Raw genomic sequence first — 13058 nt, forward strand, 5'->3', positions numbered from 1 at the left:
ACCTACAAAATAAAATAGAAATTTAACTTGGTAAACGTTTTTTACAACACTTAAACATTCCTCGATATACCGTAAAAAATATTTGGCCATAGTTCGTTAATAGAAAGGCAAGCCTGTTACTAAGGCTAAATCTTGTATATGAAAGCTTCCGATTTATTTGTCAAATGTTTACAAGAAGAAGGCGTTGAATACATCTTTGGACTTCCAGGTGAAGAAAACGCCGATTTTATGATTTCGCTAAAAAAGTCCCCTATTAAGTTTATTCTTTGTCGTCATGAGCAAGCTGCCGCTTTTATGGCAGACGTCTATGGGCGATTAACGGGACGCCCGGGTGTATGTTTGGGAACCTTAGGTCCTGGAGCCACTAACTTGATTACTGGGGTCGCAGATGCAAATATGGACCGTGCACCTCTTATTTGCCTCACCGGTCAGGCAGACTTGAAGAGAATTCACAAAGAATCTCATCAGGCGATGGACGTTGTACAGATGTTCCGTCCTGTAACTAAGTGGAACACAACTGTTACACACCCTGACACCATACCTGAAATCGTACGTAAAGCCTTTAAAATCGCAACAAGAGAAAAAATGGGAGCCTGCCACATTGAATTACCAGAAGATGTCGCAGCGTTAGAAACAAACGCTTCACCCATTAAGCCCGTTAAGACACGTCGACCTTCCCCAGAGTACAAAGCTCTTGATCAAGCAATTAAACTAATCGAGACCGCTTCTCATCCAGTGATTCTTGCTGGTAACGGTTGTGTTCGTACACGTGTATCGCAACAGCTACAATTGTTTGCCAAATACACAGGCATCGGTGTGATTAATACTTTTATGGCCAAGGGAGCTATTCCACGCAAAGATGAGCACTGTCTATTTACTATGGGACTTCAATCTCGTGACCATATATCTATCGAAATGGAAAAAGCGGATGTTGTTATCGCCGTTGGTTTCGATATGGTTGAGTATCATCCGAGCTTGTGGAACAGAGGTAATAAAAAACAAATTATTAATATTGATTTTGAATCCGCAGAAATTGATGAAAACTATCACGTAACTGTTGATATCCATTCGGATGTTGCAGGTGCTTTATGGTCTCTTAATGAGCACTTTAAGAATAGACCTGCTTTGCGAAAAACAGAGGATTACGCAGAAGTTCGTCAAGCAATGATTGAGGACTTTGCAGAACATAAAGACGATGATGCCGAAGGTGTCATTAAACCACAAAAGGTCTTGTGGGATGCACGAGAAGTTATGGGAGAAAACGATATCTTACTCTCGGATGTTGGTGCCCATAAGATGTGGATTGCGCGTTATTTTCAGTGTGATCTTCCGAACACATGTCTCATTTCGAACGGATTTTGTTCAATGGGGTTTGCTCTTCCAGGAGCAATAGCTGCTAAAATTGTATATCCAAACAGCAATGTACTCGCCATTTGTGGTGATGCTGGAGTTCTAATGAATTTTCAAGACCTAGAGACTGCTGCTCGTATCAATGCCAATGTGGTAATCATGGTATGGGAAGACAGAGAATACGGTCTTATCAAATGGAAACAAATGAATCATTTTGGAGAACACTCCAAACTCGAATTCAACAACCCTGATTTTGTCAAGCTAGCAGAATCGTTTGGCTGTTGGGGTAAAAAAGTTACACACTCTAATCAAGTAAAATCTGTATTAGAGGAAGCTTTTAGTGTAAATAAGCCTGCTATAATCACGTTAGATATTGACTATCGTGAAAATTTAAAACTCACCGAAAAACTTGGAAAAATCCAAGGCGTTTTGTAAGACTTGATTTTAGGTGTTATGAGTAATCTATGTTTTTTCGGAAAAGCCAAAGTCTGAAGAATCGCAAATCACTTAATAACACCTAGAGCTATATTTTGAGGAGAATTGGCATGAATAAAGCAAAGTACTTGCTTCTAGGTTTATTGTTGTTCAGTCTAGTCTTTGCCCCTGCCCAAGAAGACAGCCTTTTAGGTGGTGATGGTGGCGACGATGCCGGCCTTTTTGGCGGTGGCGGCGACGATGATGGCGGCCTTTTTGGTGGCGGCGACAGCGGCGGCGACGACGGCGGCGACGGAGGCCTTTTTGAAGGTGGCGATGACAGTGCTGGCGACGACAGTGCTCTTGACGGCGATGACGCTCTTGACGGCGACGCTGAACTAGATGCTGCTGGCGATGACGCTGGTGATGATGCTGTAGACGCAACTTCAACAGAAGCGGAAGACTTTGAGGAAATGACTTTTACTTACCGCGATGTTCCGGTAACACCTGAAAGAAGAATCATTGATTTTTTCACTCCAGCTACCGTGGCGAGCTTCGAAGTTAACATCCTTCCTGGTATCGAAATTGAAGAAAATAACGAGGAAGAATTTGATCTTGTTGAATACCACGTTCAATTTGGCCATATGATTGAAATGTCACCTAACCTATACGTTAGTGTAGGAGTGAAGTCTTCTATATACGATTTCACATTGGACAACTTTAACAATATCGTTGGCAATGACGAAAATGAAGTTTTCTACGCATTTGACCTACCACTAGCTCTTCACTTTGTGGCAAGCGATCAACTGATGATTAGCTTAGAGGTAACTCCTGGTCTACACTCTGACCTACAAGGAGCTTTCGATGTACGTGACCTTCAAATTCGCGGTGGATTGAATGTTAGCTATGCTGTTAGTAACACCTTAGCCCTAATTCTTGGGGTTCATGTTATGCCTGACCAAACTAGCTACCGCGTAATCCCAGTTGGTGGAGTTGTATGGAGACCAGACCCGCAATTGGAAGTTCGTGTATTGGCACCTTATGAAGCCAAGGCAATTTTTAACTTGAATAAATTCAATTTGAGCTTTATTGCTTTCTACGAAAGTATTTTCTTTGAGCATTTTCGTATAGACGATGACAATCAGTTCGCAGGTGGCCAAGATGACGATGTCAACTTTTATTCCATGCGTGCTGGACTTGGTGTTCGTTATGAATTCACCAAAGGGTTCTTCCTAGAGCTTCTAGGTGGTGGAACTTGGGATGGTGAACTCGATTTCAACAAAAATGATGCTGCTGACCGATCTCTTGAAGGTGGACGTTTCTTCGCGAAGGTTGGTTTCACAGTCAATGCATCTATTTTTGAAGACTAATCCTAAACGAGTATCATTATTTATTTGACATCCTTATATGTGCGAATATAGTTCTTGAAATTATATTCCGAATTAAATTTATTACTATTTCAATAATGCGTTTTGGTTATTGAAATAGTAATTTTTTCTTACTCAAAACAAAACATAACCACTTATACCCACACCAAAAATCTGCAACAAACTTCGCAAAATACAAAGACCTAGCCCCTTAGCTAAAAATAATTAAAGATACTCCTTCACAATTTAAGTTTGCTTGGGTAAAATTACACACTCCTGTATAACAGGAAACTATAATTTAATGAGCTGCTATAATTACGTTGGGTATCAACCAACGCAAAAATTTAAAACTCACCAAAATTTGGATAAATCCAAGGTGTTTTATAAGACTTTATTTTAGGTGTTATGAACAATCTATGTTTTTTCGGAAAAGCCAAAGTCTGAAAAATTGTACATCCAGCACCTAAAGCTATATTTTGAGGAGAATTGGCATGAATAAAGCAAAGTATTTGCTTCTAGGTTTGTTATTGTTCAGTCTAGTCTTTGCCCCTGCCCAAGAAGACAGCCTATTAGGTGGTGACGGTGGTGACGATGCTGGTCTTTTCGGTGGCGGTGGCGACGATGACGGGGGCCTTTTTAGTAGCGGTGGCGACAGCGACAGTGGCGAAGGGGGTGATGGCGGTCTTTTCGAAGGCGACGACAGCGACGACAGTGCCCTTGATGGTGACACGGAACTAGACGCTGCTGGCGGTGACTCTGGTGACGATGTTGGTGGTGACTCCGGTAGCGCTGCTGTAGATGATTCAGCAGAAGCGGAGGACTTCGAGGAAGAAATGACTTTTACTTACCGCGATGTCCCGGTAACACCTGAAAGAAGAATCATTGACTTTTTTATCCCATCCACTATTGCTAGCTTTGAAGCTAATATAATGCCAGGGATTGATGTCGAAGAGATCGATGGCGCTGAGTTTGATATTGTGGAATACCATATTGAGTTCGGCCATATGATTGAAATGTCACCCAACTTATATCTTAGTGTGGGTGTCAAAACTTCCATATACGATTTCATCGTTGACATTAATGGTCTTGAAAATAGCGACGTATTTTACGCGTTCGACCTACCATTGGCACTACATTTCGTTGCCAGTGACCAACTTATGATTAGTTTTGAAGTTACCCCTGGTTTGCACTCTGACTTACAAGGTGCTTTTGATGCGCGCGATTTTCAAATTCGTGGTGGAATGAATGTTAGCTATGCTGTTAGTAATACATTGGCCTTAATTCTAGGGGTTCATGTGATCCCTGATCAAACTAGTTATCGTGTATTTCCTGTGGGAGGGGTTATTTGGAGACCAGATCCACAGTTGGAAGTTCGCGTACTGGCTCCTTTTGATGCAAGAGCTACTTTTCACTTGAATAAGTTTAATTTAAGTTTTATTGCTTTCTACGAAAGTATTTTCTTCGAGCATTTTCGGGTAGATGACAGCACTGCATTCTCTAATATTGATGCAGATGACGACTTCAATTACTACTCAATGCGCGCAGGTCTTGGTGTGCGTTACCAATTTACCAAAGGGTTTTTCCTTGAACTTCTAGGTGGAGGAACTTTGGACGGCGAGCTGGATTTCAATAAAGATGATGCCAATGATGTTTCATTGGAAGGTGGAAGTTTCTTCGCGAAGATAGGTTTTACTGTGAACTCCTCTATCTTTGACAATTAATTTCGCAAGATTATCATTATTTACTTGACTTCCTTATATCTGCGGATATAATTCACCAAAATCTGTATCAAAATCACATTTATTACTATTTCAGTAACTCATACACTTTGTTACTGAAGTAGTAATTTTTATATATGTAGAGGTTATGAGAGACTATATTCAATATTCACATGTCGGTATACTATTTATCGCCATATTTTTGCTATTTGTCTATGGAGGAATCCAGTTAGACAAAAAGACAAATTTACAACCCTTATTTACAATTCTGGGTGTTTTACTCGGCTTTGTAATGGCATGCTACAAACTCATTAAAGAAACAGAGGTAAAAAAAAAATAGTTCGTGTTTTTTTTGTCTATGCCATGTTGCTTATGGGAGTGTGGTTTGTCTCTTGTTGTGTCGTGTATAGTTTTTCAGATACAGAAAAGTTCTTTGACCTAAGTTTAATTATAGTTGTCATGCTGTTTATCATGACAATTGCAATCACAAGCAAAATCATATTACTACACAAATTTCCCGACAGCCTAGAATCCTTCTATTTTAGCATAATAATCCGCTTTTTTAGCATTCTCACTTCTTTACTTTATTTCCGAATGTACCATAACAAAAATTTAGAGTTAATCGTGGTTTTGTGTGTGATTATATATTTTATAACTTTGATTTACGATACTATTTACGTCGAAAGACAATTAAATGTCTGAGTCAAAAGAAGAAAAATTAGATGTTATCCACCATCTACTTGATACTCAAACAATACAAATATTCGATTGGTCTTATACACTACCAACTTTAGAGATACCTCTAATGGGCGAAGTGTATACGCTTCCCATTACGAAAAATGTATTGATGATGTGGATAGCTGCGGGTTTAATGCTGATCATATTCCCTATCGTCTGTCGTCAAAAGTCACTAGTCCCTACCGGATTAAGAAACTTTTTCGAAGCCATTTTGGTTTTTATTCGCGACGATATTGTTTACAGCAATATGGACAAAGAAGATGGCAAAAAGTACCTACCGTACTTGTGGACATTGTTCTTTTTCATCTTTTTCTGTAACCTATTGGGATTAGTTCCTTTCGCAGCAACTGCTACGGGAAACATTGCAGTGACAGCAACCTTAGCGTTAATAAGTTTCCTATTTGTTCACATATCTGGAATCATGAAAAACGGCTTGGTGACCTACTTGAAGTCTATCGTACCTCATGTACCCCTCGCCATTTGGCCGCTTCTGCTTATTGTCGAAATCATGGGGCACATTATTAAGCCCTTTGCGTTGGCAGTGCGTTTATTCGCAAACATGACAGCGGGTCACGTATTAATTCCAGTATTTTTAAGTTTTATCGTATCCTTGACTGGCGGACTTCCTGCATACGTAGGTTATCCTGTAGGGATACTCCCCTTGTTCATGGCAATCGCAATTACTCTCCTTGAGGTTTTGATTGCAATGATTCAAGCTTACATTTTTACGTTTTTAACTGCGGTATTTATGGGAATGGCGTTACACCCAGACCATTAATATTCTCATTTTATATGTAAGAAAGGTAAACATATGTTTATTTTAGAGGCTGTGGCAGCTGGAAAAGGCTTAGGTCTTTTTGGAGCAGCGCTAGGTGCTGGTATTGCAGCTATCGGTGCTGGAATGGGTATTGGTAAAATCGGTGCTAGTTCTGTTGAGAGCATGGCAAGACAACCAGAGCACAAAGGTGACATTAGAGGTGCAATGATCTTAACCGCAGCGTTCGTTGAAGGGGTTGCACTATTTGCAGTAGTAGTGTGCTTATTGATCAGCTTCCAGTAATGTAGGTGTAAACATGTCTATATTGACAAGAAATTTGGGCAAAATAATGATCATCTTAATGCTCGTTATTCCCAATACCGTATTGATGGCAAGTGGTGACGGCGCACAAATTACCAAACTTGAAAAAGGTTTGATGTTTTGGAGTCTGGTAACATTTTTCATCGTTTTCCTTATTTTGAGCAAAGTAGCTTGGAAACCGCTTATTGCGGGATTAGAGCAAAGAGAAAACACTATCCGCGGCAACATTGAAGACGCGGAGAAAAAACAAAAAGAAGCTGCTCAAAAACTACAAGAGTATGAAGAAAAATTGTCCAAGGCGGAAGATGAGGTAAAAGCAATTTTCGATTCGGCCAAGACAAACGCAGAGCAAATCAAAAAAGAAATGATTGCGGAAGCGAACAAAGAATGCGACAGTATTCGCGCTCGTGCAGAAAACGATATCAAACTAGCAAAGCAACAAGCCGTAGAAGAAGTGTTCAAAACCGCTGCTGATATATCAATAGCAATAAGTACCAAACTGATTCAAGAGTCGTTAGATGAGAAAAAGCAAGCAAAAATCATCGAAGATACACTGAAGACGTTTGAAGATTTAAAAACACTAAACTAATGTCGAAATCTGAATGCTAGTATTAGCATTCAGGTTCTGGCACCATGTAAAACGGAAAACAAATGCAAAACACAATAATTGCTCGTACTTTCGCAGAAGCCTTCTACGATATTATTTGTGATAGTGAAGACAAAAAAGATTTGTTGGACCAACTGAGCTTTTTAGTGAAATGCGTTGGCGAACAACACGATTTTGCGGTTTTTTTGGCAACACCAAAGATAAGCCGCGTGGTAAAGGTCGACTTTATCGAAAAAGTGTTTCGCGGCAAGTTACATGACAGCTTGGTCAACTTTTTGCAAGTACTCACCAATAAAGGTCACCTCTCTGCTCTTTGCGACATTTATCGCGAAATAGAAAGTTTACAAGAACTAGAAGGTAGTAAGGTGAAGGTTTTTGTGACCACAGCAACGCCTCTTGCAGCAGATCTCAAAACCAAAGTGGTAAATGCTTTGAAGAAAAAACTTTCTGCTGACATCGTTCTCGTGGAACAGGTTAAGGCCGATATTTTAGGGGGCTTCATCATACGTGTTGAAGACACTTTAATAGATGGCTCTATTAAACATCACCTAGAAAAGATAGGCAATTGCATTTTAGAAAGAAGTAAGACATATGGGATTTAAACCAGAAGAAATCGCCTCTATTATACAGGAAGAGATTAAGCAGTATGGTAAAGATCTCGATGTATCAGAAGTTGGCCAAGTGATAGAGGTAGGCGACGGTATTGCCCGTATTTACGGTTTGAGAAACGCGATGGCTGGTGAAATGCTCACGTTTGAAAATGGCGTTTCCGGCCAGGTATTCAACTTAGAAGAAGACAGCATCGGGGCAATCATTCTCGGCGAATCAACAGAAATCAAAGAAGGTTTTAGTGTTGAGTGCACAGGGAAAGTACTAAGCGTTCCTTGTGGACCTGGCATCATTGGACGGGTTGTTGATCCTTTGGGAAACCCTCTTGATGGAAAACCTGCTATCAAAGCAGATGTCTATCGACCTGTGGAAAGTACTGCACCAGGTATCGCAGATCGTCAATCAGTTTTTGAACCTTTACAAACAGGTATTAAAGCTATTGACTCAATGATTCCCATTGGTAGAGGGCAGCGTGAGTTGATTATTGGCGACCGTAAAACTGGTAAAACAGCTATTGCGATAGATACGATTATCAACCAAAAAGACACAGGTGTAATCTGTGTATATGTTGCGATTGGTCAAAAAGATTCTACGGTTGCTGGGGTTATCGAAACACTCAAACAACACGGAGCACTTGACTACACAGTAGTAGTAAACGCTTCGAGTTCTGCACCTGCGCCGCAACAGTTTATTGCGCCATACTCTGGATGTGCGATTGCTGAGTACTTTATGTACGAAGAAAATAAGCACACCTTGGTTATCTATGACGACCTTTCGAAACAAGCGGTAGCGTATCGCCAAGTTTCTCTACTACTCAACCGTCCTCCTGGACGTGAAGCTTTCCCTGGAGATGTTTTCTACCTTCACTCGCGCTTACTAGAGCGTGCAGCAAAACTTTCTGATGATTTGGGAGCCGGTTCACTAACAGCTCTTCCGATTATCGAAACGCAAGAAGGTGAAGTTTCGGCCTATATCCCTACAAACGTGATTTCAATTACCGACGGTCAGATCTATCTAGTTCCCGACCTATTCTTCAACGGTGTACGCCCCGCTGTAGACGTTGGTATCTCCGTTTCGCGTGTAGGTGGTAGTGCTCAGGTAAAGGCGATGAAAAAGATCGCTGGTAGTTTGCGTCTTGACCTCGCGGCATTTCGCGAACTAGAAGCTTTTGCACAAATGGGAACCGATCTCGATCCCGCAGCAGCAAAACAATTAGAGCGTGGGAAACGTATGGTTGAGGTTCTAAAACAAGGCCAATACAAACCACTAAAGATTGCGGATCAAGTCATTATCATCTATGCCGGAACCCAAGGCTACCTTGATGATGTTGATGTAAAAGATGTGGCTAAATTCGAACAAGATCTTCTTGAGTACATGCATTCATCTGAAAAAGGTGTTGTAGATGCTTTAGCAGAGAAGAAAGATTTAAGTGAGGAAGACAAGCTAAAGTCTGCAATAGAAAAATTCAAGAGCAAATGGAAATCATAGGTAATCATGGCTGAAATTAAAACCTTAGTAAAACGTCGCAAAAGTGCTAAAAATATCCAAAAGATAACCAAAACAATGGCGCTTATTGCTGCGGCAAAGTACAAAGTAGCTTCACGCAAAGTGACAGCTGCGAAGCCATATGCCGAGAGCTTGAATAAATTAGTTGCCGATTTAATGAGCAGAGATTCAAGTTTGTCGCATCCTCTAGCTAGTAAAAGAGAAAAAGTGCAAAATGTCTCTTTGATCGTCATCTCTTCGAATCGTGGATTTTGTGGGGCTTATAACACCAATGTTATCAGTTATGCCAAAAAAGAAATTCAGAAACTCGAAGAACAAGGCAAGAACGTATCTCTACATGTAGTCGGAAAAAAAGCATCTGTTATTTACAATGAGAGTAGTGGACCAAAGGAACTCTATCTTGAATTAGAAGATGCAAACTACGACAAGGTATATGCTCTCGCCGAATTATTGATCGATCAATATTTAAATAATGAAGTTGACGAGGTACGTGTTGTTTTTATGGAATACATATCGGCAACACAGCAAAAACCGAAGGCAACGACATTTTTGCCATTTCCTATTGATGAGTATCGCAGCGAAGAGTCTTCGGGTAACTATGAAGTCTATCCCGATGTGAACGAAGTCTTAAATTATGTTGTTCCGCAAAGTATATATTCGAACCTTTATCGCATTTTCTTAGAAGGTGCGGTGAGCGAACACATCAGTCGAATGCTGGCGATGAACAAGGCGACCGACAATGCGGCAGACATGATCAAAGACTTGACCAGGCTGTATAACAGAGCACGTCAAGCACAAATTACTAGCGAGCTTTCGGAAATTATGGGCGCAGTTCGTTCTTTGCAAAAGTAATCTTACATAACATATGTATTGATTTTATAGAAACCAGATCTTAAAAAATATTACATCGCGATTTTTTAAGACTTTCTATTTCTCAAATGGAATGTTGAATATGACAGAAGGAAAAATAGTACAAGTAATTGGCTCGGTGATCGACGCCGAATTTCCACCAGGTGAGCTACCTTCCATCTACAACGCTCTAAAAATCGAGTCGGATGTAGTCGGTGAGCTAACTGTGGAAGTCCAACAGCACCTTGGAAACAATCGTATACGTGCGATTGCCCTAGGTTCCACCGATGGTTTGCGCCGTGGTGGTAAGGTGAGAGATACGGGTAGTCCTGTACAAGTTCCGGTTGGTAAGGAAACTCTAGGACGCGTATTTAACCTACTAGGTGAGCCAATTGATAAAAGGGGTGAAGTAAAAACGAAAGAACGTCGTCCCATTTTTGCCGCACCTCCAAAACTAGTAAACTTAGAACCAAAAACCGAAATATTTGAGACGGGAATAAAAGTTGTTGACCTATTGGCTCCTTACGTTCGCGGTGGAAAAACCGGTTTGTTTGGTGGAGCGGGTGTAGGAAAAACAGTAATTATTCAGGAACTCATCAACAACATTGCCAAAGAACACGATGGTTATTCGGTTTTTTGTGGTGTAGGTGAGCGTACTCGTGAAGGAAACGATCTGTGGCACGAGATGGAAGATGCGAAGATCGAAGGCGGTAGCGTTTTAGATCAAACCGCTCTCGTATATGGACAGATGAACGAACCACCTGGAGCACGTTTACGCGTTGCGCTGTCTGGTTTGACAATGGCAGAGCACTTCCGCGATACTTCAGGTAAGGACATTCTCGTCTTTATCGATAACATTTTCCGTTTTACTCAAGCGGGTTCGGAAGTATCGGCTCTTCTCGGGCGTATGCCTTCCGCGGTAGGTTACCAACCAACTCTTTCTACGGAGATGGGGGAACTTCAAGAACGCATTACCTCGACACAAAAAGGTTCTATTACGTCAATTCAGGCGATTTACGTTCCTGCGGATGACTACACCGACCCAGCACCTGCTACGGCGTTTACTCACTTGGATGCGACGACAAACTTGTCGCGTACCATCGTGGAAAAAGGTATTTATCCTGCGGTAGATCCACTGGCGTCCTCTTCAAGAATCATGGACCCTCAGTACGTAGGTGAAGATCACTACGAGGTGGCAAAAGCTGTTCAGGGAATTTTACAGCGTTACAAAGAATTGCAAGACATCATCGCAATTCTTGGTGTGGAAGAACTTTCTGACGAAGACAAGCTCGTTGTACACCGCGCAAGACGCATCGAAAAATTCTTATCGCAGCCATTCCACGTTGCGGAAGTATTTACTGGTGTAGCTGGTGTTTACGTCAAACGTGAAGATACAGTTCGCAGTTTCAAAGAAGTTGTTGCAGGAAACTACGATCATTTGCCAGAAGGTGCTTTTATGTACGTTGGTACAATAGAAGACGCTGTTGCAAAAGCAGAAAAAATGAAGAAGGAAGGGTAAAAAGAAGGCATGAGCGACAAAAAAATCAAATTTCTCATCACCACACCAGAAGGTGCAGCAGTTACCGAAACTATTAATTGGTGCGTTCTTCCCGCGGTAGATGGTGAATGGGCTATAAAATATGACCACGCTCCTGTTGTTCTGTTACTCGGCCAAGGAACTCTACGTATCAACACCGATGCGTGGAAATATTTCCATGTAAGATCAGGTATTGCTCATATTGGCAACAATGAAGTGAATATCATATGTGACTCCGCTATAGATGCTTCCAAGCTTTCGGAAGATGAATTGCAGGGACATTTAAAAGAGCTTTTAGAGCAATCTCCTACTGATGCAAAAGAAAAAAGCAAGTTGCAGAAGTCTATTACTGAGGTAAAATCAAAACTACATACCTTACAGCAAATGCAACAAGTTTCCGCCTAAATAACAAAAGCACCAGAAATTCTGGTGCTTTTGTTATTTTTCATACCTGTATTCATATCTATCTTCATCTTAATGGAACCTCTGTTCTAGTAGCGAACATTTACCCAAACATAGCGTCCATTGCGAAGAACTCTTACGCGTTTTGATCTACTATTATTTCTGCGTACTCTGTGGTTGTTATTGTAGTGGTAATTTTTGCTGACTCCATGATTTCTGTGACGGAAATCTCTATTCACTCTATGATTTTTATTGTAGTGAAAGTTCCCATTCACTCTATGGTTTCTGGTATTGCGAATGTTTCTATTGTTGCGGAAATCTTTGTTGACTCTATAATCTCTGGTATGGCGGAAATTCTTATAGACGCCGTGATGCCTAGTGTTGCGAAAGTTTCTGTTCACACCATGGTTTCTATTGTGGCGAAAATCTCTATTTACTCGATGGTTAGAGTTGTATCTGAGGTTTATATTGAAACCGCTGTTTCTCGTATTGCGGAAGTTGCGATTGTTTCTAAAATTTCGGTTGGTTTGGAAATTTCGATTGTTTCTATAATCTCTGTGTACTACACGGTCTCTATGATGTCTTGTTTGTACGTGATAGTGGTTATTGTTAGACCATCGCTGATGGCGTGTATCATAGGTCTGACAGTTGTCGGCATAAAGTGCAGTTGTAGATAGTGTTGCGATCGCTGCAAATAATAGCTTTTTCATTTTTTTCCCCTTTGTTGTACTAGTCAGTTAATCATTTTATAATTTTATTAAGTGTGAATATAGCAAACGCCATGCCAAAGTCAAATTTAATCACAATTCGTATGCTGGATTATTGATAAAACAAGGTGTACGTCTGTTTTTTTTTGTAATGCGTATTTCAAAAAGCTATACTC

Annotated in this window: 13 protein-coding genes; all 13 read left to right on the top strand. The window is 40.8% G+C overall.

Going from position 1 to position 13058, the window contains the following annotated elements:
- Positions 1 to 138: 138 nt before the first annotated feature.
- Positions 139 to 1785 (top strand): acetolactate synthase large subunit, encoded by a 1647-nt coding sequence (locus UABAM_RS02970; protein ID WP_151966511.1) that lies wholly within the window; start codon positions 139 to 141, stop codon positions 1783 to 1785.
- Positions 1786 to 1895: 110 nt separating this feature from the next.
- Positions 1896 to 3134: a hypothetical protein gene (locus UABAM_RS02975; RefSeq protein WP_151966512.1), complete on the top strand. Its 1239-nt coding sequence runs from the start codon at positions 1896 to 1898 to the stop codon at positions 3132 to 3134.
- A gap of 488 nt (positions 3135 to 3622) precedes the next feature.
- Positions 3623 to 4852 carry a hypothetical protein gene (locus UABAM_RS02980; protein WP_151966513.1) on the top strand — a complete coding sequence of 410 codons (1230 nt, stop codon included), beginning with the start codon at positions 3623 to 3625 and terminating at the stop codon, positions 4850 to 4852.
- Between the two features lie 145 nt (positions 4853 to 4997).
- Complete coding sequence (locus UABAM_RS02985; protein WP_151966514.1) at positions 4998 to 5189, top strand: AtpZ/AtpI family protein; 192 nt, start codon at positions 4998 to 5000, stop codon at positions 5187 to 5189.
- A gap of 354 nt (positions 5190 to 5543) precedes the next feature.
- Positions 5544 to 6365 (top strand): F0F1 ATP synthase subunit A, encoded by an 822-nt coding sequence (gene atpB / locus UABAM_RS02990; RefSeq protein WP_151966515.1) that lies wholly within the window; start codon positions 5544 to 5546, stop codon positions 6363 to 6365.
- A gap of 33 nt (positions 6366 to 6398) precedes the next feature.
- Positions 6399 to 6647 (top strand): ATP synthase F0 subunit C, encoded by a 249-nt coding sequence (gene atpE, locus UABAM_RS02995; protein ID WP_151966516.1) that lies wholly within the window; start codon positions 6399 to 6401, stop codon positions 6645 to 6647.
- A 13-nt stretch (positions 6648 to 6660) separates the two neighbouring features.
- Entirely contained in the window at positions 6661 to 7254 is a 594-nt protein-coding gene (gene atpF, locus UABAM_RS03000) for a F0F1 ATP synthase subunit B (RefSeq protein WP_151966517.1), read from the top strand.
- Positions 7255 to 7316: 62 nt separating this feature from the next.
- Complete coding sequence (gene atpH, locus UABAM_RS03005; RefSeq protein WP_151966518.1) at positions 7317 to 7874, top strand: ATP synthase F1 subunit delta; 558 nt, start codon at positions 7317 to 7319, stop codon at positions 7872 to 7874.
- Positions 7864 to 9369 carry a F0F1 ATP synthase subunit alpha gene (gene atpA, locus UABAM_RS03010; RefSeq protein ID WP_151966519.1) on the top strand — a complete coding sequence of 502 codons (1506 nt, stop codon included), beginning with the start codon at positions 7864 to 7866 and terminating at the stop codon, positions 9367 to 9369. Before atpH ends, atpA begins: the two co-directional genes overlap by 11 nt.
- Positions 9370 to 9375: 6 nt before the next feature.
- Positions 9376 to 10239 carry an ATP synthase F1 subunit gamma gene (gene atpG, locus UABAM_RS03015; RefSeq protein ID WP_151966520.1) on the top strand — a complete coding sequence of 288 codons (864 nt, stop codon included), beginning with the start codon at positions 9376 to 9378 and terminating at the stop codon, positions 10237 to 10239.
- Between the two features lie 100 nt (positions 10240 to 10339).
- Positions 10340 to 11755 carry a F0F1 ATP synthase subunit beta gene (gene atpD / locus UABAM_RS03020; protein WP_151966521.1) on the top strand — a complete coding sequence of 472 codons (1416 nt, stop codon included), beginning with the start codon at positions 10340 to 10342 and terminating at the stop codon, positions 11753 to 11755.
- Positions 11756 to 11764: 9 nt separating this feature from the next.
- Complete coding sequence (locus UABAM_RS03025; protein WP_151966522.1) at positions 11765 to 12178, top strand: F0F1 ATP synthase subunit epsilon; 414 nt, start codon at positions 11765 to 11767, stop codon at positions 12176 to 12178.
- 239 nt (positions 12179 to 12417) lie between these two features.
- A complete protein-coding gene (locus UABAM_RS03030) occupies positions 12418 to 12852 on the top strand; it encodes a hypothetical protein (protein ID WP_151966523.1) in 435 nt (144 codons plus the stop codon).
- Positions 12853 to 13058 lie beyond the last annotated feature (206 nt).

Origin of the sequence: Candidatus Uabimicrobium amorphum (assembly GCF_009002475.1) — a bacterium.
Taxonomy (GTDB): Bacteria; Planctomycetota; Uabimicrobiia; order Uabimicrobiales; family Uabimicrobiaceae; genus Uabimicrobium; species Uabimicrobium amorphum.

What these genes read in the sequence shown, in the direction of transcription:
- UABAM_RS02970 (WP_151966511.1), top strand. Translation starts at nt 139, where the DNA reads ATGAAAGCTTCCGATTTATTTGTCAAATGTTTACAAGAAGAAGGCGTT.
- UABAM_RS02975 (WP_151966512.1), top strand. Translation starts at nt 1,896, where the DNA reads ATGAATAAAGCAAAGTACTTGCTTCTAGGTTTATTGTTGTTCAGTCTA.
- UABAM_RS02980 (WP_151966513.1), top strand. Translation starts at nt 3,623, where the DNA reads ATGAATAAAGCAAAGTATTTGCTTCTAGGTTTGTTATTGTTCAGTCTA.
- UABAM_RS02985 (WP_151966514.1), top strand. Translation starts at nt 4,998, where the DNA reads ATGAGAGACTATATTCAATATTCACATGTCGGTATACTATTTATCGCC.
- atpB (WP_151966515.1), top strand. Translation starts at nt 5,544, where the DNA reads ATGTCTGAGTCAAAAGAAGAAAAATTAGATGTTATCCACCATCTACTT.
- atpE (WP_151966516.1), top strand. Translation starts at nt 6,399, where the DNA reads ATGTTTATTTTAGAGGCTGTGGCAGCTGGAAAAGGCTTAGGTCTTTTT.
- atpF (WP_151966517.1), top strand. Translation starts at nt 6,661, where the DNA reads ATGTCTATATTGACAAGAAATTTGGGCAAAATAATGATCATCTTAATG.
- atpH (WP_151966518.1), top strand. Translation starts at nt 7,317, where the DNA reads ATGCAAAACACAATAATTGCTCGTACTTTCGCAGAAGCCTTCTACGAT.
- atpA (WP_151966519.1), top strand. Translation starts at nt 7,864, where the DNA reads ATGGGATTTAAACCAGAAGAAATCGCCTCTATTATACAGGAAGAGATT.
- atpG (WP_151966520.1), top strand. Translation starts at nt 9,376, where the DNA reads ATGGCTGAAATTAAAACCTTAGTAAAACGTCGCAAAAGTGCTAAAAAT.
- atpD (WP_151966521.1), top strand. Translation starts at nt 10,340, where the DNA reads ATGACAGAAGGAAAAATAGTACAAGTAATTGGCTCGGTGATCGACGCC.
- UABAM_RS03025 (WP_151966522.1), top strand. Translation starts at nt 11,765, where the DNA reads ATGAGCGACAAAAAAATCAAATTTCTCATCACCACACCAGAAGGTGCA.
- UABAM_RS03030 (WP_151966523.1), top strand. Translation starts at nt 12,418, where the DNA reads ATGATTTTTATTGTAGTGAAAGTTCCCATTCACTCTATGGTTTCTGGT.